The sequence below is a fragment of the Labilibaculum manganireducens genome (assembly GCF_002843385.1).
Lineage (GTDB): Bacteria > Bacteroidota > Bacteroidia > Bacteroidales > Marinifilaceae > Labilibaculum > Labilibaculum manganireducens.
Genome location: NZ_MVDE01000040.1, coordinates 19,792 through 40,222 on the forward strand (window position 1 = coordinate 19,792; position 20,431 = coordinate 40,222).

Below are 20,431 nucleotides of genomic sequence, written 5' to 3' on the forward strand. Positions count from 1 at the left end.
AAAAAAATTGTGGAAACAACAACTAAAATAAATGATTACTTAATGCCTGAAGGGCTGCTACTTTATTCTTTTGATCTACCAAAACGGAAATATTGTGTTTGCTGCCTCCGTAGGAAATCATTCGCAATGGGATAGACTCAAGTGCTTCCAGTACTTTTTTAGCACTGCCTGCCGATTCGGATATAAAATCACCAACAATACAAATTATCGATTGATCCTGATCTATCTCTACAATACCAAACTTCAATAATTCCGATTCTATTTCAGAGAGATGAGTATCATCATCTATTGTGAGCGAAATGGCTACCTCCGAGGTTGTAATCATGTCAATTGGAGTCTTGTATATCTCGAATATCTCGAACACTTTACGCAAAAATCCATAAGCTAAAAGCATCCTTCCCGATTTAATTTTTACTGCCGTAATCCCATCTTTTGCAGCAATTGCCTTAATTCCTTTTCCAACCAAATCGTCGGTAATTAGAGTTCCTTCGTCCGATGGACTCAGTGTGTTTTTTAAACGAACAGGAATACTAAATTGTTTGCATGGCATGATGCTTGAAGGGTGCATAATTTTAGCCCCAAAATAAGCAAGCTCGGCAGCTTCGTCAAAAGACAATTGTTTAAGAGCTCTGGTATTTTCAACAAAGCGGGGATCGTTATTGTGAAAACCATCTATATCGGTCCATATTTGAACCTCTTCCGATTGCAGGGCAGCACCAATTAAAGAGGCAGAATAATCACTTCCTCCACGCTTTAAATTATCAACTTCGCCATACGTATTTCTACAGATAAAGCCTTGAGTAATAAAAAGTTTTTGATTGGGATATTGAGCGAGTTCACGTTCCAGATTTTCTTTGATATAGTATGAATCAGGTTCTCCGTCCTTATCAATCCGCATGAAATTAAGTGCAGGAAGAAATACTGAATTAACACCAATTTCAGTTAAATAGTAATGAAAAAATGCGGTTGAAATTAATTCACCTTGTGCAAGAATTGCTTTTTCCTGAAGTGCCGTAAAACTGCGGTAAACAAAGTTGCGAATGTAATTAAAATGAGATGTGATTAGCTCATTTCCCTTGTCTTTTCCATTTTTGCTTGTGAATAGTTCCTCAATTCGCACTCTGTATTTTGCTTCCAGCTCCGTGATTTTTTCATCAGCCTGTTCCATCTCCCGTTTATACAAAAGATCGGCTATCTCAACCAGAGAATTTGTTGTTCCGGCCATGGCTGACAGAACTATGATTCTGGATTCATCACTTTGAACCAGTTGCGCAAGATTTTTAATTCTTTCGGGCGATCCTACCGAGGTACCACCAAATTTTAAAACTTTCATTGATTAATAATTTTAGTTTTGCCATTTCTTTCGGAAATGGATGATGTTTAAGCTAAAGACAATACTTTCAGCTTGTGGTTCTTTTATTTTTCTCAAAAAAAGCCTGCAGAATTTCTGCAGGCTTATATCTCTTATCCGATAGCTTTACATCAATTCACATCATACAACGTCAAAAACGTTTATTGCGTTTATAATGCTTCTTGTATTTTAATGCAATTGCCATCATTTATTTTTTTTTATTTGACGGGGTAAAGTTGTGTAAAATTATTTATTAATCCAATTGAAATTATTCAATTTGTTAAAATATTAACTAATAAAGAAATAATTACACTAAAACAAGATCCCATTCCAGCCCCAGAAACCTCTGGGAACATCCATAAATTCAATATAAACCCGGTCTTTTGCTATCTCTAACTTTTCGGCAGCCAAACAAGCAAACTTATTGGATAGATCTTTTGTTTTAGTATCCGGCAAACCAATACTTTTTAATTGCAGAAACAGAGAAGGTTCTTCACTTCCGCCAAGAGTCATTTCAACTTTTGGAGCAAATGCAGTCATTACATATTTCTCAGGTTTACTTAATTCCATCGATATTAAAGTTGAGCATTCTTTTAGGAAAATTTGTTGTTTTTTGCTTGAAAAGCTCTTGTTTGTCTGAACTTTTAAATAAGGCATAGCTAAAAGTTTTAAGATTAAAATTACTCGTGAATAATAACTGATGAGTATTAATTTATCAAGAAAAAAAACTTGGTTGGGACGCTTAAGTTATTATTAAATAAGAGAATTACAAAATTAGGGAAATGCTTTTCTATTTTTTTTGCAGCTCTTTTTCAGCACTTTCTACTACTTTTTTAGAGTTTCCTACAAAAATTTTCTTTCCAATAATTAGAACTGGTCTTTTTAAAAATGTGTACTCGTTCAATATATAATTTTTGTATTCTTTTTCGCTTAGATTCTTCTCTTTTAAATTGAGTTCTTTGTATTTAATTGCCCTGCGACTGAACAAGCTTTCGTAACTGCCGGATAATTCGGCCATCAGATTTAGCTGTTCTTCAGTTATTTTTTCTGTTTTTATATCCTGTAGTATAAAACCGGCATCCGGATTTAGTTCTTTAATGATTCTCTTACAAGTTGAACAACTTGATAGATGGTATATTTTTCTCATAGTCTTAGTTTATATTGTTACTGATTTGTGTTATTGGTAATAATCTGAATTATTTCTTCTGCCTGCTTTAGGTTTTTACTTTGCATTTGTAAGGCAAAGTATTTTGTGGAATAAGTCGTTTTTACTCCCTGCCACACTTCTTTAATTTCTTTTTTCTCAATTAAATCTTTACACATACTAAAAGGCAGTAAACACAATCCATTGTTGTGTTGAATGGCATCGAGAATGGCATTCAAATTAGGGATTACGTATCTTGGTCTGAAATAAGGATGCTTCTTAAAATTATCAGCCCAAAATGATTTTATGGTTTCCATTTTGTGAGAATAAGAATACCAATCTTGCTCGGAGAGCCACTTTTCGGCTTCATCCATCTTTCTTTCATATACGAATTGATTAAAAGGAATGGTATCTAAATTTTTACTGCTGATAAGAAGTAATTCTTCTTTGCAGAATGGAGCGTATCTTATATCCTTATAATTACTTTGATCTGTAGTGATGAGTAAATCAAGTTGTTTTCGAAACAATTTATCCTGCAATTCTTCTGTTTCACCAAAAAGAAATTCTACATCCATTTCAAGTTGGTTTAAAATTGGGGCAAAGGCATAGTGGAATACTTCCAAGTACATTCCAATCTTTATTTTAGGTCTGTTTAACAGGGTTTTTCGCTTAAAATTCTCTTCGGTTTTTTCAAGTTGAATAATTGCCTCTTCAATCTGATTATACAATTGAATTCCATTGGGGGTAGGAAGCATTCTTCGTGGTTTTCGCTCAAACAGCTTAACTCCCATATAAGCTTCCAGCGAAGAAAGTTGCTGACTAACACCTGGTTGGGTAATCAGCAAACTTTCTGCGGCGCCGGTTAAGGTGCCGCGTTCATAGATTGCTTTAAAGGTTCGGTACCATTCCAGATTCAACATATGATATAAATTATTTTATATAAATGTATAAAAAGAATAACTTTTTTTATAGAAGAACAGACTTTAACTTTGTCTAAATAATAAATAAGAACCATGAGTAGAGTTTTATTCGCAGTAACCAGCCATTTTAAAGATGCTTCCGGTTGGGAATCCGGTTGCTATGTATTGGAAGTTGCAGTTCCGTATTTTTATTTGCTGAAAAATGGAGTGGAAATTGATTTTGTTTCTCCTAAAGGAGGAGTTGTTCCTGCAAAGCAATGCGATTTGGATGCCGCTAAAGTGAAATCTTTTTTTGCAGATAAAACAGCAAGCGAAAAATTTTACTCTTCAAAAGTTCCTGAGGAAATTGACTCAAATGACTATGATGCGATTTATTTTCCGGGAGGACATGGCGTTGCTTTTGATTTACCAAATTGCGAAACAATTGCAAAAATAGCCGGAGAAATCTACGATAAAGGCGGGGTTGTCTGTGCGGTTTGTCATGGTGGAGCAGGATTACTCAATGTAAAGTTAGCCGATGGTTCTTTTTTGATTGATGGTAAAAACCTGACTGCTTTTAGCAATAAAGAAGAGGAAGCAATAGGAACGGATCAAAAAGTGCCTTTTCTATTAGAGACAGCCTTGGTTGAAAAGGGCGCTAATTATTCTTGTGCTGCAAATTGGCAGCAATATGTGGTGGTTGACGGCAGATTAATCACAGGACAAAACCCTGCTTCGGACTTAGAAATGGCGAAAGAACTGGTGAAATTATTAAAGAAAAAAATAGATTAACTAATAAAGAAAAAAATAGATTAACTAATACAACAAAATAAGATGGAAAATTTTGATTTTTACAATCCGGTAAACATCCTTTTTGGAAAAGGAAAAATTGCAGAAATAAACAAGCACATTTCTAAAGGTGCTAAGATTTTAATGACTTATGGTGGTGGCAGCATTAAGAAAAATGGTGTTTACGATCAGGTTGTGAACGCCTTAAAAGGGTATGAGATTATCGAATTTGGAGGGATTGAACCTAATCCTCATTTCGAGACTTTAATGAAAGCTGTTGAAATCGTAAAATCTGAAAAGATAGATTTTCTTCTTGCCGTTGGTGGCGGATCTGTTTTGGATGGAACAAAATTTATTGCGGCTGCGACCTACTTTGAAGGCGATGCCTGGGATATTTTGGCTAAGCGGGCACCAATTGCCAAGGCTGTTGAGTTAGGTGCAGTTTTAACATTGGCAGCAACAGGTTCTGAGATGAATAATGGTGGTGTTGTTACAAAGGCAGCAACAAAGGAAAAAAAGGCATTTGGAAATACATTACTGTTTCCAAAATTTTCAGTTTTAGACCCTGAAACAACTTATTCATTGCCGAAGAGACAAGTCACTAATGGTATTGTAGATGCCTATGTTCATGTAATGGAGCAATATCTCACTTATCCGGTAAATTCTCCTGTTCAGGATCGCTTTGCAGAGGGAATACTTCTCACTTTGTTGGAAGAAGGACCAAAAGCATTGGCCTCGGATACTCCTGATTATGAGAATAGAGCTAATTTAATGTGGGCTGCTACTATGGCTTTAAATGGTTTGATTGGAATGGGTGTGAAAAGCGATTGGGCAACTCATATGATTGGTCATGAGCTGACCGCTTTCCATGGTATTGATCATGCCGTGACTTTGGCTATTGTTTTGCCGGGATTACTGACTCAATTAAAAGAAAAGCGAAGTGAAAAATTGCTTCAGTATGCCGAAAGGGTTTGGAACATTACCGAAGGTTCTGATGAGGAGAAAAAGACTCTGGCAATTGATAAAACAGAGGCATTCTTCAATCAGGTTGGAATTAAAACCCGTTTGAGCGAACACAATGTGGGACAGGATAGTATTGATGTTATTGCCAACCGTTTCGAAGAAAGAGGTTTTGTTGGCATGCTTCCTGATGTTGAGGTAAAGGATGTTGCTGAAATTCTTGAGGCTCGTTTGTAAGTCTTATTCAATAAATATAAAGGCTGTATCTTAATTGGTACAGCCTTTTTTAGTGTTAAGAAATTGTGAAATCCATCAGGTTGATTTGTGATAATGAAATTCATGTCGTATGTTTGCGTCATTAGAAATAAGAGAGATTGATATTTGTTGAAACTATGAGGAAATTAGATTTATTCGAAAAAGGCCAGCAAGAAATAGCTGCAATTGCAAAAGTAATGTCACATCCGGCACGAATTGCAATTCTGCAGTTTTTAGCTGCAACACCAACTTGTATCTCAGGTGATATTTCTGACTTTCTACCGCTGAGCAGAACTACTGTTTCTCAGCATTTAAAAGACTTAAAACATGCCGGTTTAATAAAGGGAGAAGTTGAAGGTTTAAAAATCAAGTATTGTTTGAACAAAAAAGGGATTGAAAAAATGAAGCAATTATTTGGTGATCTTTTGGAGGAAATAACTCCTGAAGAAGAAAATAATTGTTTATAAATAAGTAATATAAATCAGAATGTGAAAAGAGCAGGTGGAGTGCTGCAATGTGCCCATAACTAAGTCTTCGCATTTCATATTTAAAGAAGAAAAATGAAACGACCTTATGTAAGAGTTGCACACAGGAGAGTGAGTGTAATTTGGGAGTTCCATATGGTAAAAACTTAAAATAATAAGCATATGAAACGTCCATGTATAAAGCTTTCTACACACAGGGAGATGATTATATGGTAAGTTCTCCCGAAACAAGTTCGGGACAGGCTATATGACAAAAACTTAAAATAATAAGCATATGAAAGTATTGGTTTTGTGTACCGGAAATTCGTGCAGAAGTCAAATGGGTGAAGCAATTTTACGTGAAATTAACCCTGAATTGGAAGTTGTTTCGGCAGGTACTAAAATTGCAGATCGGGTACATCCTTTGGCAGTGAAAGCTATGGCTGAAATTGGAGTTGATATTAGCTCATTTCGCCCAAAAATGGTCGATGAATTCTTGAAAGATGGAGTTGATTTTTTAATCTCAGTGTGTGGTGGAGCAAAAGATGCTTGTCCTGCATTTACTGGACCAGTTGGAACCCGGTTACACATTGGATTCGACGATCCGGCTTATGCAGAGGGAACTGAAGAAGAAATTTTCAATGTATTTAGAAGAGTGCGTGATGAAATCCGCAGGGATTTCGCAAAATTTAATGAGGAATACATCCTAAAAAAATAAAACATGGGAGCTTTAAATAAGAAATTATCGTTTTTAGACAGATATCTTACCGTATGGATATTTGCGGCGATGGCAATTGGTGTTGGAATGGGGTATTTTTTTCCTGCCATGTCTGGATTTTGGAACAAATTATCGGTTGGAACCACAAATGTTCCAATTGCCATCGGATTGGTGATCATGATGTATCCACCACTTGCAAAAGTAAAATATGAAGAACTAAAGGATGTTTTCAAAAACCGGAAGATATTGATTCTCTCTTTAGTACAGAATTGGATCTTGGGACCAACTTTGATGTTTGCTTTGGCTATTATTTTTCTTCAGGATTATCCGGAATACATGACAGGATTGATATTGATAGGTTTGGCCAGATGTATTGCGATGGTAATTGTCTGGAATGATTTGGCAAAAGGAGACCCTGAATATGCCGCCGGTTTAGTCGCCTTTAACAGCATCTTTCAGGTATTGTTTTTCTCTGTTTATGCCTATGTGTTCATTACTGTATTGCCTGAATATTTTGGTCTGGAAGGTTCTGTTGTTGATGTTTCCATGGGAGATATTGCGGAAAGCGTAATGATTTATCTGGGAATTCCATTTTTCGCCGGAATGATTACCCGATACTTTGGAATTAAAGCAAAAGGCAAGGATTGGTATCAGAAGAAATTTATACCTAAAATAAGTCCTCTTACCTTATTTGCCTTGCTGTTTACCATTTTTGTGATGTTCTCGTTAAAAGGAGAATACATTGTTCAGCTGCCGTTTGATGTGGTTCGGATTGCAATTCCGCTGGTGATTTATTTTGTGATCATGTTTGTAATTTCCTTTTTTATGGGAAAGAAATTTAAAGCAGGATATGCCAAAACAGCTAGTTTATCGTTTACAGCAGCCAGTAACAATTTTGAATTGGCCATCGCAGTAGCTATTGCCGTTTTTGGGATAGATTCGGGTGTTGCATTTGCCGCAGTTATTGGGCCACTGGTTGAGGTGCCGGTATTAATCGCCTTGGTAAATGTTTCGCTGAGATTAAAAGATAAGTACTATAAAGGGAAAATAGATGTTGTTAAGTGTGCTGATAATTAACAAAATCTTATCAATAAAAAAAAGTCACGGCTCGTATGGAACCGTGACTTTTTTTATGCTTTGATCATATTGAATACAATGAGTAATATTCCTTATATTTGAAATACAAAAAACAATTATATGATTAAACCTGGATTGAAAATCGGCATACTCCTTACCCTTATATTGGTTTTGCCTTCCTTGTTTTTCTCTGCATACGAGATCAGTAACATCAATCAAAATGAGGCAGTTATTGATTCTGTTTATTCCAGTCAGTTAGAGTCCATTCTGTTTTCTGTCAATCAGTATTCCGACGATGTTATCAGTGGTTGGGCCAATCAGCTCGATAAAGGAAAATATGGTGTCGAAACAGAAATAAAATTATTAGTGTCTAAAAATTATTCGATAGATGCTTTTTTTCTGATCGATTCTTTAAAACATCAACTCTTCGCGAAAGAAAAAATTCCTGAAGACAGCATCACGATTCTCAAAAGGAATCTGGAAAATGCTTTTACCAATAATGCGGGCAATATTGAAAGATTACAAGAATACATTAAAAGCGGTTATCAGAAAATAGAGGTTCTGGACTTTAACAGGAAAGGGAAAAGTCTGTTTGCATTTGCACGAACTGTTGATTCTTTATCCGTGGAAACGGTTCTACTGCTTATAGATACCAAGAAGTTTATTAAAGAAAATTTGGGCCCGAAAATTCAGGGAATTGCACAAGATCAGTTTTTTATTTCGGTGATTGATAAAAAGTTAAATGCTGAAATTTATTCCAATGTTGTTTTCGATGAAGGCGAAAAGAATATTCAGCAACGCAGACAGATTTGGCTGTTCCCTGCTTACGATTTAGGTATTCAGATGAAAGGAAATACCATTGAGGATTTGGTGCGGGAAAGAACAAATACCAATATAATTATGCTGATTGTGATGGATCTGATTCTTTTGTTGGGCGCATGGTTTGTTTATCGGAACATCCGACAACAAATGAAGCTGACCCAATTAAAATCGGATTTCATATCGAATGTATCGCACGAAATAAGAACGCCGTTGGCACTGATAAATATGTATTCGGAGACCTTGGAAATGGGACGCCTGCCATCCGAAGAAAAAAAGAAGGAATATTATAAGGTGATTAACACCGAAGCCAACCGTTTGTCGAACATGGTGAATAATATCCTTAATTTCAGTAAAATTGAAAGCGGTAAACGGGAATACCATTTTAAGGAAGCGGATATTAATGCCGAAATAGAAACAATTCTCGAAAATTACGGACAGCACCTTCATAAAAAGGGCTTTGAAATTAAATTTGAAGCTTTTGATGAGTTGCCAAAGCTAATTATTGACAAAGAAGCTGTTTCCGAAGCAATTATCAACATGATTGATAATGCCGTGAAATACAGTGGGGAGACCAGGAGGATTGAGATTGCATGCAATACCGACTTGGAGTTTGCCAACATCAATGTGATCGATTTTGGAATAGGGATTTCTAAAAAAGATCAGCCCTTGATTTTCGATAAATTCTATAGAGTAAGCTCGGGTGATTTAGCAAACAAAGTAAAAGGTTCGGGAATTGGTTTGAGCATTGTAAGGCACATTATGGATGCGCACAATGGAAGGATAACTGTTCAAAGCTCAAAAGAGAACGGAACTTGTTTTACGCTAAGTTTTCCTCTGAAATAGAAAAACAAAAGAGATATAAAATTATAAAAGATGAAACCAATACTAATTGTGGAAGACGAGCCCGGCATGTTAATGGGACTAAAAGATAATCTGGAGTTTGAGGGATATCAGGTGGATGTTGCAGAGGATGGCGAAATTGGACTGGATAAAATCTTGGGAAATGGATATTCTCTGGTACTCTTGGATGTAATGCTTCCGAAAATTTCTGGATTTGATATTTGTAAGCAAGCTCGCAAAAAGGGAATCTCTACTCCAATAATTTTGCTGACGGCAAGAGGCGAGGAGATCGATAAAGTATTGGGATTGGAGTTTGGCGCTGATGATTACATAACCAAACCATTTAGCTTGCGCGAATTATTAGCCCGAATACGTGCAGTGTTAAGGCGTACAGAAAACAGGACAGAAGGCAAAGCCGATACTTCAGTTGAGATCGGAAATTTGTCTATCAATTTTTCTTCTTTCGAAGGATTTGTCGATCAGCAGGAAGTGAAAATGTCGCACAAAGAGGTTGAAATATTGAATTATCTGTGGAACAACAAGAATACGATTGTTAGTCGCGATGATCTTTTGGATCATATCTGGGGAACGGAATATCAGCCAACATCCCGAACAATAGATAATTTTATTTTGAAGCTAAGACACAAGATTGAGCAGGATCCAAATCATGCAAAAATAATATTAACCGTGCATGGTGTTGGCTATCGCTTGGTGGTATAGAAAGTCTGGAAGGGTCTGGAAAGGTCTTGAAAGGTCGAAAGGTCTGGAAAGGTCAAAAAGCTGAAAGTCGAAAGTCGAAAGGAACAAGTACAAAGTATCAAGAATCAAGTGAAAATATTTATTGCCCCGTGCTTTAGCTCGGGGATTTTAAAGTCAAGTATCATGTTTTAAGTACAAAGTAACAAGTATAAATTCTCCCTTTTCAGGGGAGATGCCGACAGGCAGAGGGGTGTGCAAAGCAAGAAGTAACAAATACAAAGTATCAAGAATCAAGTGAAAATATTTATTGCCCCGTGCTTTAGCTCGGGGATTTTAAAGCCAAGGATCATGTTTCAAGTACAAAGTAACAAGTATAAAATTCTCCCTTTTCAGGGGAGATGCCGACAGGCAGAGGGGTGTGCAAAGCAAGAAGTAACAAATACAAAGTATCAAGAATCAAGTGAAAATATTTATTGCCCCGTGCTTTAGCTCGGGGATTTTAAAGCCAAGGATCATGTTTTAAGTACAAAGTAACAAGTATAAAATTCTCCCTTTTCAGGGGAGATGCCGACAGGCAGAGGGGTGTGCAAAGCAAGAAGTGACAAGTACAAAGTAACAAGAATCAAGTATCAAGTGAAAAAATTCATTGCCTGTGCTTTAGCTCGGGGTTTAGTTTAAGATTTCCCATTTTTATGGATTCCGGTAGATTTCTCGGATTCGACAGGGAAAGGGTGTTTGAGAAGTTACTATTGATTTAATCATCAAAACCTTTATCCTTAGTATTTTGAGCTTTTTACTTAGGTAGGTGACAATTGATGACATCTTATAACCTGGGGGTGACACAAATGATTTTTCAGTAGCCTAATTTTACCAATAGAAAGTTAAGATAGATTGAATGGTGGGCGTACGACTCCATTCTCTTTTAAAAACTTAAAATTGATTGGTAACTTAAAATTAGGATGATGAAAACAATAAGAACAGCATTTTTCGCATTGGTATGTTTACTGTTAGCTGCAAATTTGGGAATGGCAACAACTCCCGATCAACAAAAAATAGAGAAAGAGAAAAATATTTTACTGGATAAAATCCACAAATCAGTATCGCAAACAAATTTTGCAGATATTATTGATCTTGGAGAATCTGAACTAATAGTTTTGCGTTGTACAATAAATGAAAATAACCGGGTTGTGGTAAGTAAAGTAATTGGTTTTAATGAAGAACTGAAAAAAGCCGTTCGCAAAACAATGGAGGATGCAAAAATTAAGGCGATTCCCGGTCTGGTTGGTGAAGAATTAGCCCTTAAGGTTAAATTTAAAATGCTGAGATGGTAGACCGGAAGTGTTTGTATAAATTAGAGGAGATAAGAAATGAATAGAGTGATCTGTAAAAACCAAACTTGGAAGGTAAGTATTCTACTTTTGTTCTTGATTTTTCAGGTGGGTAAGATACAATCTGAGAATCTGAAAAGTTTGGTGAATCTGGAAGGAAACTGGAAATTTTCAATTGGGGATGACCCTGCAAGAGCCATCCCTGATTATGATGATTCCGATTGGCAAAATGTATTTGTTCCTAACAGTTGGGAGGATAATGGCTATGAAGATTACAATGGTTTTGCCTGGTATCGTAAAAGTTTTCAAATAAGGGAGGCTTTTAACCGAGAGTACCTTTATTTATACATGGGTTATATCGATGATGTGGATGAGGTGTACCTGAACGGGAAACTAATAGGCGCATCGGGTAATTTTCCGCCAAGAATGAGAACAGCATACGATATTCCAAGAATGTATCCTGTGCCAGCAAATTTGCTTCGTAAAGGAGACGCTAACGTAATTGCAGTGAGAGTCTATGATGGAATTCAAAATGGAGGAATTACACAAGGATCAGTAGGTATTTTTATTGATAAAGATCAGGAGAGAATGGATATAGACCTAACGGGCTATTGGGATTTTGAATGCGGAAACTCTGTTGATCAAGGAAATTTAAAGTGTGTAACTTATCGAAAAGGAAAAATATTTGTTCCCGGATTTTGGGAAGCCCGGGGTTATAATGATTTAGACGGAAAAGCCAAATATACCAAAGAATTCAACTATCCGTCGGATTTGAACACTTCAGGAAAAGCTTTAATTCTTGGAGTGATTGATGATGAGGACGAGGTGTATTTAAATGGAGAGAGAATCATATGGATGGGGTACAAAAGAGGTAGTAATTGGTATGAGAATGCGTATCATTTGACTTTTAGGGCCTACGAAATTCCAAAGGGCTTACTGAAAAGTAGTGGTGTAAATGTAATAGAGGTGATGGTTAAAGATTATACCGGGCCAGGTGGAATTTATCGGGGGCCAATCGGCATTGCCGATATCGAACTGGCTGAGGAAATGGTGAAAAGAGAGTACAAGGACAACCGTTCGGGTTTTGAAAAGTTTATTGATTATTGGTTTGATTAGTTACCGCAATAATTCCTGGGCTGTACTTACAGCCCTAACTGTTTTGTAAATGTGCAATATAGAAGATATGATAAGAATGGGTGAGCATATAATTCAATGGATGAAGTTTCTTTTTGTAATGCTGTGTGTTTGTGTATTTGGCAGTGAAATTTCAGCGCAGGATTATCAAAAAGTGGTTGACTTAAACGGTCGTTGGGAATTCTCAATTGGAGACAATTCGAAATGGGCCGATCCTAATTATGATGACTCCAACTGGGAACGGGTTGATGTTCCCTCGGCATGGGAGAATCAGGGATTTCATGGTTACGATGGATTTGCATGGTACAGAACCAGTTTTAGCTATTCGGCTTCGCTAAAAGGTCAGAGTCTGTTTTTGAAGTTGGGAAATATTGATGATGCGGATGAAGTTTTTGTGAATGGAATACGAATCGGACAATCGGGCAGTTTTCCTCCCCATTATTCTACAGCTTACAATTCGAACCGGGTGTACAATATTCCTTCGGCCTACCTGCGCGAAAAGAATGTGGTAGCCGTTCGTGTTTACGATGATTTGGGAGAAGGAGGCATTATCCGTGGTGATATTTCAGTAGTTATCGACCGTAGTGCAATACCTGTTGATATTGATTTACAAGGCAAATGGAAGTTTAAAACGGGGCGTTATGCGCATGAAGATCTGCAAAATGCATCCAATTGGGATGATATTATTGTTCCCGGATTTTGGGAGAATCAGGGTTATAAAAATTACGATGGATATGCCTGTTACGTTCTCGATTTTAATGCCAATGATAAGTTTTTGGCAGAGAGAATGGTTCTTGTTTTGGGCAAAATTGATGATCTCGATCAAGTAATTGTAAACGGAGTGTTGGTTGGCCAATCCGGTGAATTTGATCCTTCAACGGTGCAGCATTATTCAAATACTTATCAGCAGCTAAGAGGTTATTATCTGCCTGTAAATCTGATTAAAAAAGGAGCAAACAGAATTGTTGTGCGTGTTTACGACGCCACACAGGGAGGCGGAATCTATACCGGTTCCATTGGCTTAATTTCACAAGATCATTACATCAACTACTGGAACAGTAGAAGAAGACGAAACTAATTATCACCTTTAATTAGAATTTACGTTTGAAGAAGTGAAAGATCTCATGTAAAAATCAAAAGTCATTTATGTGGAATTAGTAACGAATAACAACAGATAAATGATATGAAGAGCATCGTTCTGAAAAATATGATATTATGACGAAGAAACAAATAAAAAGAATACTCAGAATTGCATTTATTCTTGCAAGCATATCCTCTTTGTGGTTCGTACCATGGATTTTGGTAAAGGCTTGGATTTTGCCACTGCCTGACACGGTTCAGGAACAAGTAAATGAAGCCATTGATCATGGATTTGATGGAATGATTGTTTATGTAGATCAAGCCGGGAAGCCACCTGAATTTTATGCCGCAGGCTGGCATGACCGAAAAAACAAAATTCCTGCCTACCCGCAGGCATTATTCAAGATTGCCAGCATTACCAAACTATATGTCGCAGTTGCTGTTGCTAAATTAGTTAAAGCAGGACGTTTGTCCTTGGATAAAACACTCGCTGATTACTTTCCGGAACTTGCGGGAAGAATTGAAAATGCTGATAAAATTACCTTGAGAATGATGGTGCAGCATCGAAGTGGCATTCCCAATTTTGTAGACCATCCTGATTATTGGAAAAAACCGCCCAAAAACAGACAGGAAACACTTGAATACGCACTGGATTTACCCGCAGACTTTGAACCGGGTGAAGATTATGGTTATTCAAATACCAACTATATGTTGATTGAGGATCTTATTGATAAAGTGCTTGGTTATAGTCATCAGCAATATATCAAGGAAGAAATTTTGATTCCTCTCAAACTTAACAATACCTTCGGTTCGCTTCATGATGTGGATATAGACGATGTGATGAGTGGCTATTATGTTGGAGTTGAAGAGGATCTAAAAACAGAATATACAGGTTTAATGCTGGCAACTGCAGAGGATGTGGGTAAATTTTTAAGAGCTTTAAATGATGGTTCAGTGTTTAATGAAGGGGAACAGGAAATCTATTCCTCCATTTACGTGTACGAACATACAGGTCTGCTTGTTGGCTATCAGAGTATTGCCAAATACTACAAAGACATTGATACAGTTGTCATTCAGTTTAATAATACAACCAACTTTGATGGATACGACTGGAATTTAGCGGAAATTGTATACAATCGTATTGTAAAAATAGTGAAAAGTAAAAAAAGCTCGTAATCTATATATCGAAACAATAATCGAAATAGCTGTAAATTCAACGGTAGCAGTCGGCTTTGTTTTTCGTAACATGAAAGGAAAGTGCCATGCAATCCGCAACGCAGCACTCAATTTACCGTTAGGCAAAATTTTAGCAGATACGAACAATTAATGGAATATTTAATCAGACATATTGAAGATTACGCCAAGTTAAGCGAGTATGAAAAAGAAAACATGCTGCTTTTCGTAAAAAAGAGACATTTTGAGAAAAACGAAATAATTTTTACCGAAGGAAAAATAGCAAATGAAATATACTTTGTAACCAAAGGCTGTGTTCGTTTATTTTATAATGTTGATGGGAAAGACCGGACTGCTTTCTTTTACACCGATGGTCAATTTATTTGTGCAGGAGAGAGTTATACATACAATGTTCCGGCAAGAGAAAATTATCAGGCAATAGAAAAAACTGAGATTTATGTTTTCGATAAAGCCAATATTAAAAAATTATTGGAAGTATCTTCAAAATTTGAGTTAATTGCCCGAATTGCCACTGAAAATGAATTGATAGTCTGTCAACGGATTATTGCATCATTTGTTACAAAATCGGCCGAAGAAAGGTATATTGAACTTTTGGAGACCAATGGGGAATTATTTCAACGTGTTCCGCAGCAATACATCGCTTCTTTTTTGGGTGTTTCACCTGAAACGTTAAGCAGGATAAAAAAAAGAGTACTATCTAAAGGAAATTCTTGACGAATGTCAAGAGCAAAAAAATGCTCATTCTATATTTTTGAAAAAAATAAATTATGGAAAAGCAAAGAATATTATTAGCTGGAGCAACAGGCTATCTGGGGCAATACATAACCAAAAAATTAGTATCAGATGGATATGATACAAGCATTATTGTTCGCGATAAGACAAAGATTCAATTGGAGCATGATAATTTGAAAATAGTTGAGGCCCAAATAACTAATTCTGAAACATTAAAAGGTATTTGTAACGACATAGATATTGTAATTAGTGCTGTTGGAATTACCCGTCAAAAAGATGGCCTTACCTATATGGATGTCGATTACCAGGCAAATGCAAACTTAATTGATGAAGCCAAAAAAAGCGGAGTGAAAAAATTCATTTATATATCGGTTTTAAACGGAGAAAAGCTTAGGAACTTAAAAATTTGTGAAGCCAAAGAAAAATTAGGCGATTATTTGAAATCTTCGGGATTGGATTTTTGCATCATCAGACCAAACGGATTTTTCTCTGATATGGGGGATTTTTTAAAAATGGCAAAAGGAGGAAAGGTTTATCTCTTTGGCAATGGGAAACTAAAACTAAATCCGATTCACGGTGAGGATTTAGCAAAAATAGTGGTGGGTGCAATAAGTCAGACAACAAAAGAAATTAATGTTGGAGGTCCCGATATACTTTCACAAAATGAAATTGCAGAATTGGCGCTGAAAGCTTATTCGAAGCCGGTAAAAATCGTCCATCTTTCAGATTGGATAAGAAAATTTGCTCTTTGTACTGTTCGAGCAGTTACTAACTCAAAAACATACGGGCCTATTGAATTTTTTATGACAGTAATGGGAATGGATATGCAGGCACCACAATACGGTAAACACAAATTAAAAGACTTTTTTAACGAACAGGTAAATAAAAACTTAGCCTGACATTTTGTGTAAGGAATGGTGTGAAAAGTGCTGAATGTCGATCTTTGCAGTTCGTTCAGGTTTCATTGCAGATGGAAGGAAAACGAATGTGCAATCTGCCGTTGTCCGGCCCATTAACCAGACAATGGTATGATGCTAAACTGAAATTTTAAGCTGATTTTAAGTTTTGCTTAAGCCAATTTAAAAGAGGAAGTACTAATATTTGTATAAACTTTTAAAAACTGAAACGATGTTTACAGCGACACATTTACATGCAATGATTGTTCATTTCCCGGTTGCCTTGGTATTGGTGGCATTTGTATCGGAACTAATTGGACTTATATTTAAGAAACAATTTTATCTTCAGGTTTCGTTTTATATTATAGTATTGGCAGGTTTAGGGGCCGTTGCAGCCTATCTTACAGGCGATGCTGCCGGCGATGGTATGGATGGAGGCTCTTTACAACGGGCACTGGAGGCTCATGAAGAATCTGCAGCCTTTACTCTATGGTTAACCATGGCCGCGGCGGGAGTAAAAATTGTTCTCTATTATATTAAAAATGAAATGCGTTGGCTAAAAATTCTGGCTTTTACTTTATTGTTCGCAGCAGCCGGTAGTGTTGCCCGTACAGGTTATCTGGGCGGTCAGTTGGTGTTTAAACATGCAGCAGGTGTCGAATTAGGTATTGGTAATTTTGATACCTTACAGAACGATGAGGAGGATGATTAGTCCATTTTGGTAGAACGGCTTGATGAAAATGAAGAATAATGTGTAATACTTAAACAAAACATATGCGAATTTTATTAGTCGAAGACGAAACCTCCATTTCCAATTTCCTTAAAGATGGGCTGGAAGAGGAGGGTTTTGCTGTTGATGTGGCCGATAATGGAAAAACAGGTCTGCAGTTAGCTCTGGATAATCTGGAAGAATATGATACCATAATTCTTGATTGGATGCTGCCAGGCATGAGCGGAATAGAAATATGCCGGAATATTCGTAAAGAGAGTCATGTGGTACCGGTTATTTTCCTTACTGCGCGTGATACCACCGACGATGCTGTTTTTGGACTTGAATCCGGAGCCAACGATTACATTCGGAAGCCTTTTGCCTTTGACGAATTACTGGCGCGGATTCGGGTACTGATGCGCGGAAAAAGCGGAGAAAATTCGGTCTTTCGATACAAGGAGATCATTCTCGATGTAGATTCGCACCGTGTAAGTAAAGCCGATGAAAATGTGGAACTGACTCAAAAGGAATTTGCCCTGCTTGAGTTTTTACTGCGCAACAAGGGGAAAGTAAGTCGGCGCACCCGCATCATCGAGAAAGTGTGGGATATACATTTCGATTATGATACCTCGGTAATTGATGTGTACATCAATGCACTCCGCAAAAAACTCGATGATAAAAACAGCGAATCGTTTATTGAAACCATTCGGGGAGTTGGATACCGGATAAATGAAGAAGCATGAACCTGCATTTTAAAAACCGCATAGCCCTTTTTAATACCGTTGCTGCAGCCATTACCATGTTGGTGGTATTCGCTGCGGTGTATGCCGTGGTTTACATCACTACGTACCGGCACCTCGATAGCAATATCCTGGAAGAAAGGGCGGAATTGTTTTCGCAGATAAGCACTGTTGGTGATTCTCTGGTGTTTAGTCTGAATGCCGAGTGGGAAGAGATGGAACACAATAGAGCAGAAGTGGATCCCATTTTTTTACAGATGGTGGATGACCGGGGAACTGTGATCTTTCATTCGCGGAATTTAGAGAACGATAAGTTGCAGTTTGCCGATTCCCTGACTGAGGAGCTGTTTTTTAATGTAGAGTTTAACGGGAAAAAGATCCGGCAGGGACAATTTCCCATCAAAACTGAAGGTGGTAAAATAATCGGACAACTCGATATTGGAATTTCCCAGGTCGATTCCATATTAATTCTTACCAATCTGCGGAATACCTTTTTTGCAGCGTTTCCGCTGATGTTATTGTTTTTTTACGGGGTAACATCGTTGGTGGCATCTCGAAGTATAGCTCCTGTTAAGCAGTTGATTGCTTACGCTGAAAAAATGAATTACAACAATATTGATCCACGTTTACCTTTGCCGGTTCATCACGACGAAATTTACCATCTTACGACTACTATTAATGCCCTGTTGGAACGAATTGAAACCGGACGCAGCCGTGAGAAACAGATTACAGCAGATATTTCGCACGAACTGCGCACGCCGCTTACCAGTATTAAAGGAACTCTGGAAGTACTTATCCGCAAAATCCGGGAACCGCAGCAATACGAGGAAAAAGTGAGGCAGGTAATTCACGAAGTTGATTCGATAAATCATATTATTAATCAGTTGCTTTATTTAGCCCGGTTGGATTCGGGAAATCTTTCAATTGTTAAAAAGCCTGTTAATCTGTATGATATGCTGCTTGCCGTTAAAAACAGATGGCGCCTGCAGATGAACAGCAAGCAGATGATTCTGAAATTGGATATTCCGGAGGATACAGTGGTTCAAGCCGATTTTGGATTGCTTGAAATGATTATGGAGAATCTGGTTAGCAATGCTGTTAAATACGGATACAAACAGGGGCAGTTAGTTTGTAACTGGCAGGCCGATACCGGAATTTTATCGATTAGCGACAACGGACCTGGCATTCCGCAGGAACATTTGCCTCATATTTTTAATCGTTTTTACCGGGTAGACGTTCCCGGAAGTACTTTGGTGCAAAGTACCGGATTGGGATTGTACATTGTTAAAATGCTTGCCGGTATTCAGGGAATACAAATACAGGCAGACAGTCAGATAAACCGGGGAACTCAATTTCATCTCCATTTTAATGGATAATTTTTAAGCTGATTTTAAGAAAGGCTAAAGGAAGCTTTAATGGTATGCGTGCCATATTTGCATTGTATATTATTAATTAAAACAAAAAAGAGAATAAAAATGAAAAAGCTTTTATCCTTATCAGCATTAGCCGTAGTGATCGGCATCCTCAGTTCATGTAACACAGGAAACAAAAAAGAGACAAAATTACAAAACCCCGTAGCTGCCGAAAGTAAAGAAAAGCAGATAGCACCTAACGAAGCCAAGGCAAAAACAATGGCAGATCTGCAGGATGCATTTAAAGGGGAAACCACGGCATCAGCCAAATATGCAGCTTATTCTAAAAAAGCGGAGCAGGAGGGAAATCATAACATCGCTTTGCTGTTTGCAGCCGCATCGAAGGCCGAAAAGGTACATGCCAATAATCATAAATCTGTTATCGTGGAATTAGGAGGAGCAGTTCCAAACATCACTCCTGAATTTACGGTAAAAACAACCGGCGAGAATCTGCAGGATGCCATTGAGGGGGAATCGTATGAAGTGACTACCATGTATCCTGATTTTTTGCAGGATGCGGCCAACTCGAAAACCCAATTGGCACAAATAAGTTTTAATTACGCCTTCGAGGTAGAGAAAAAGCATCAGACAATGTACAGGAATGCTTTGCTCGCACTTAATAACAACACCGTGAACGAATTGCCCAATGTTTACTATATATGTCCTACCTGCGGAAACACCTACGACCAAACACCTTCTGAACGTTGCGGTATTTCAATGACCGGTTCCGAAAAATTCATTAAAATAAACAGTTTATAATTTATACAGCAACACACAAACAAGGTCCGGCAGAATGAACCAATGTATTCTGCCGGACTTAATTGTATTTCTATACCAAATTAACATCAAAACATGCCTTATAAAAAGTTTCTTTTCAGCTATATCTTCGTTAAAAAAGATGCATCGTAACATGGCTGTGCTTTACTTTTTTGCCTCGATGCAGCTAAAAATTAATTCATTTCCCATGATCCAAATTCAACAACTCCCTGAAAAAATTTAAGAATTCAGATTTGTTTGTAAAATGGGATCATATCTACAATAAAAAAAATCCTGACGAGCATTTACGTCGTCAGGATTTTACTATTCCGCTTGGGGAAAATCCCCGGTTTTTCATTGTGCAATCAACAAAATCAACGAATTGATCACAGCTGGCTGTTTGCTGGTTTTCTTGTTCTTTGTTCCTTTCTC

The 20,431-nt window shown here is 37.3% G+C and carries 21 protein-coding genes; 17 read left to right on the top strand and 4 right to left on the bottom strand.

The window, feature by feature from the left end:
• Positions 1–22 precede the first annotated feature (22 nt).
• From BZG01_RS18455 to BZG01_RS18470, 4 genes are all read right to left on the bottom strand, one after another.
• Positions 23–1,333, bottom strand: a complete 1,311-nt coding sequence (locus tag BZG01_RS18455) for an aspartate kinase (RefSeq protein ID WP_101311320.1) — start codon at positions 1,331–1,333, stop codon at positions 23–25.
• A gap of 330 nt (positions 1,334–1,663) precedes the next feature.
• The gene (locus BZG01_RS18460; RefSeq protein WP_101311321.1) at positions 1,664–2,008 is read right to left on the bottom strand and encodes a phenylpyruvate tautomerase MIF-related protein; all 345 of its coding nucleotides are present in this window, start codon (positions 2,006–2,008) and stop codon (positions 1,664–1,666) included.
• Between the two features lie 133 nt (positions 2,009–2,141).
• Complete coding sequence (locus tag BZG01_RS18465) at positions 2,142–2,498, bottom strand: arsenate reductase family protein (RefSeq protein ID WP_101311322.1); 357 nt, start codon at positions 2,496–2,498, stop codon at positions 2,142–2,144.
• 17 nt (positions 2,499–2,515) lie between these two features.
• Positions 2,516–3,415: a LysR family transcriptional regulator gene (locus BZG01_RS18470; RefSeq protein WP_101311323.1), complete on the bottom strand. Its 900-nt coding sequence runs from the start codon at positions 3,413–3,415 to the stop codon at positions 2,516–2,518.
• Between the two features lie 93 nt (positions 3,416–3,508).
• Between BZG01_RS18470 and BZG01_RS18475 the strand changes: the two genes are divergently transcribed.
• The 17 genes from BZG01_RS18475 to BZG01_RS18555 all read left to right on the top strand — a co-directional run bounded on the left by BZG01_RS18475 (position 3,509) and on the right by BZG01_RS18555 (position 20,002).
• Entirely contained in the window at positions 3,509–4,186 is a 678-nt protein-coding gene (locus tag BZG01_RS18475) for a type 1 glutamine amidotransferase domain-containing protein (protein WP_101311324.1), read from the top strand.
• A gap of 42 nt (positions 4,187–4,228) precedes the next feature.
• Positions 4,229–5,380, top strand: a complete 1,152-nt coding sequence (locus BZG01_RS18480) for an iron-containing alcohol dehydrogenase (protein WP_101311325.1) — start codon at positions 4,229–4,231, stop codon at positions 5,378–5,380.
• A gap of 155 nt (positions 5,381–5,535) precedes the next feature.
• A complete protein-coding gene (locus tag BZG01_RS18485; protein WP_101311326.1) occupies positions 5,536–5,865 on the top strand; it encodes an ArsR/SmtB family transcription factor in 330 nt (109 codons plus the stop codon).
• Between the two features lie 292 nt (positions 5,866–6,157).
• The gene (locus BZG01_RS18490; RefSeq protein WP_101311327.1) at positions 6,158–6,580 is read left to right on the top strand and encodes an arsenate reductase ArsC; all 423 of its coding nucleotides are present in this window, start codon (positions 6,158–6,160) and stop codon (positions 6,578–6,580) included.
• Positions 6,581–6,583: 3 nt separating this feature from the next.
• On the top strand, positions 6,584–7,657 hold the full coding sequence (gene arsB, locus BZG01_RS18495; RefSeq protein ID WP_101311328.1) for an ACR3 family arsenite efflux transporter: 1,074 nt from the start codon (positions 6,584–6,586) through the stop codon (positions 7,655–7,657).
• A gap of 120 nt (positions 7,658–7,777) precedes the next feature.
• Positions 7,778–9,322 carry a sensor histidine kinase gene (locus tag BZG01_RS18500; RefSeq protein WP_101311329.1) on the top strand — a complete coding sequence of 515 codons (1,545 nt, stop codon included), beginning with the start codon at positions 7,778–7,780 and terminating at the stop codon, positions 9,320–9,322.
• Positions 9,323–9,352: 30 nt separating this feature from the next.
• The gene (locus BZG01_RS18505) at positions 9,353–10,039 is read left to right on the top strand and encodes a response regulator transcription factor (RefSeq protein ID WP_101311330.1); all 687 of its coding nucleotides are present in this window, start codon (positions 9,353–9,355) and stop codon (positions 10,037–10,039) included.
• A 941-nt stretch (positions 10,040–10,980) separates the two neighbouring features.
• Positions 10,981–11,349 carry a hypothetical protein gene (locus tag BZG01_RS18510; RefSeq protein WP_143470950.1) on the top strand — a complete coding sequence of 123 codons (369 nt, stop codon included), beginning with the start codon at positions 10,981–10,983 and terminating at the stop codon, positions 11,347–11,349.
• Positions 11,350–11,385: 36 nt separating this feature from the next.
• Entirely contained in the window at positions 11,386–12,462 is a 1,077-nt protein-coding gene (locus BZG01_RS18515; protein WP_101311332.1) for a glycoside hydrolase, read from the top strand.
• 49 nt (positions 12,463–12,511) lie between these two features.
• Positions 12,512–13,558, top strand: a complete 1,047-nt coding sequence (locus tag BZG01_RS18520; RefSeq protein WP_143470951.1) for a beta galactosidase jelly roll domain-containing protein — start codon at positions 12,512–12,514, stop codon at positions 13,556–13,558.
• Between the two features lie 137 nt (positions 13,559–13,695).
• A complete protein-coding gene (locus tag BZG01_RS18525; RefSeq protein ID WP_101311334.1) occupies positions 13,696–14,736 on the top strand; it encodes a serine hydrolase domain-containing protein in 1,041 nt (346 codons plus the stop codon).
• A 150-nt stretch (positions 14,737–14,886) separates the two neighbouring features.
• On the top strand, positions 14,887–15,468 hold the full coding sequence (locus tag BZG01_RS18530) for a Crp/Fnr family transcriptional regulator (protein WP_101311335.1): 582 nt from the start codon (positions 14,887–14,889) through the stop codon (positions 15,466–15,468).
• A 53-nt stretch (positions 15,469–15,521) separates the two neighbouring features.
• Positions 15,522–16,385 (top strand): SDR family oxidoreductase, encoded by an 864-nt coding sequence (locus tag BZG01_RS18535; protein WP_101311336.1) that lies wholly within the window; start codon positions 15,522–15,524, stop codon positions 16,383–16,385.
• Between the two features lie 229 nt (positions 16,386–16,614).
• On the top strand, positions 16,615–17,094 hold the full coding sequence (locus tag BZG01_RS18540) for a DUF2231 domain-containing protein (RefSeq protein WP_101311337.1): 480 nt from the start codon (positions 16,615–16,617) through the stop codon (positions 17,092–17,094).
• A gap of 62 nt (positions 17,095–17,156) precedes the next feature.
• Positions 17,157–17,834 (top strand): response regulator transcription factor, encoded by a 678-nt coding sequence (locus BZG01_RS18545; RefSeq protein WP_101311338.1) that lies wholly within the window; start codon positions 17,157–17,159, stop codon positions 17,832–17,834.
• Positions 17,831–19,207 (top strand): sensor histidine kinase, encoded by a 1,377-nt coding sequence (locus BZG01_RS18550; protein WP_101311339.1) that lies wholly within the window; start codon positions 17,831–17,833, stop codon positions 19,205–19,207. The genes BZG01_RS18545 and BZG01_RS18550 overlap by 4 nt, the downstream gene beginning before the upstream one ends.
• A 99-nt stretch (positions 19,208–19,306) precedes the next feature.
• Positions 19,307–20,002 carry a rubrerythrin family protein gene (locus BZG01_RS18555; RefSeq protein WP_180327388.1) on the top strand — a complete coding sequence of 232 codons (696 nt, stop codon included), beginning with the start codon at positions 19,307–19,309 and terminating at the stop codon, positions 20,000–20,002.
• The last annotated feature ends 429 nt before the right edge of the window (positions 20,003–20,431 follow it).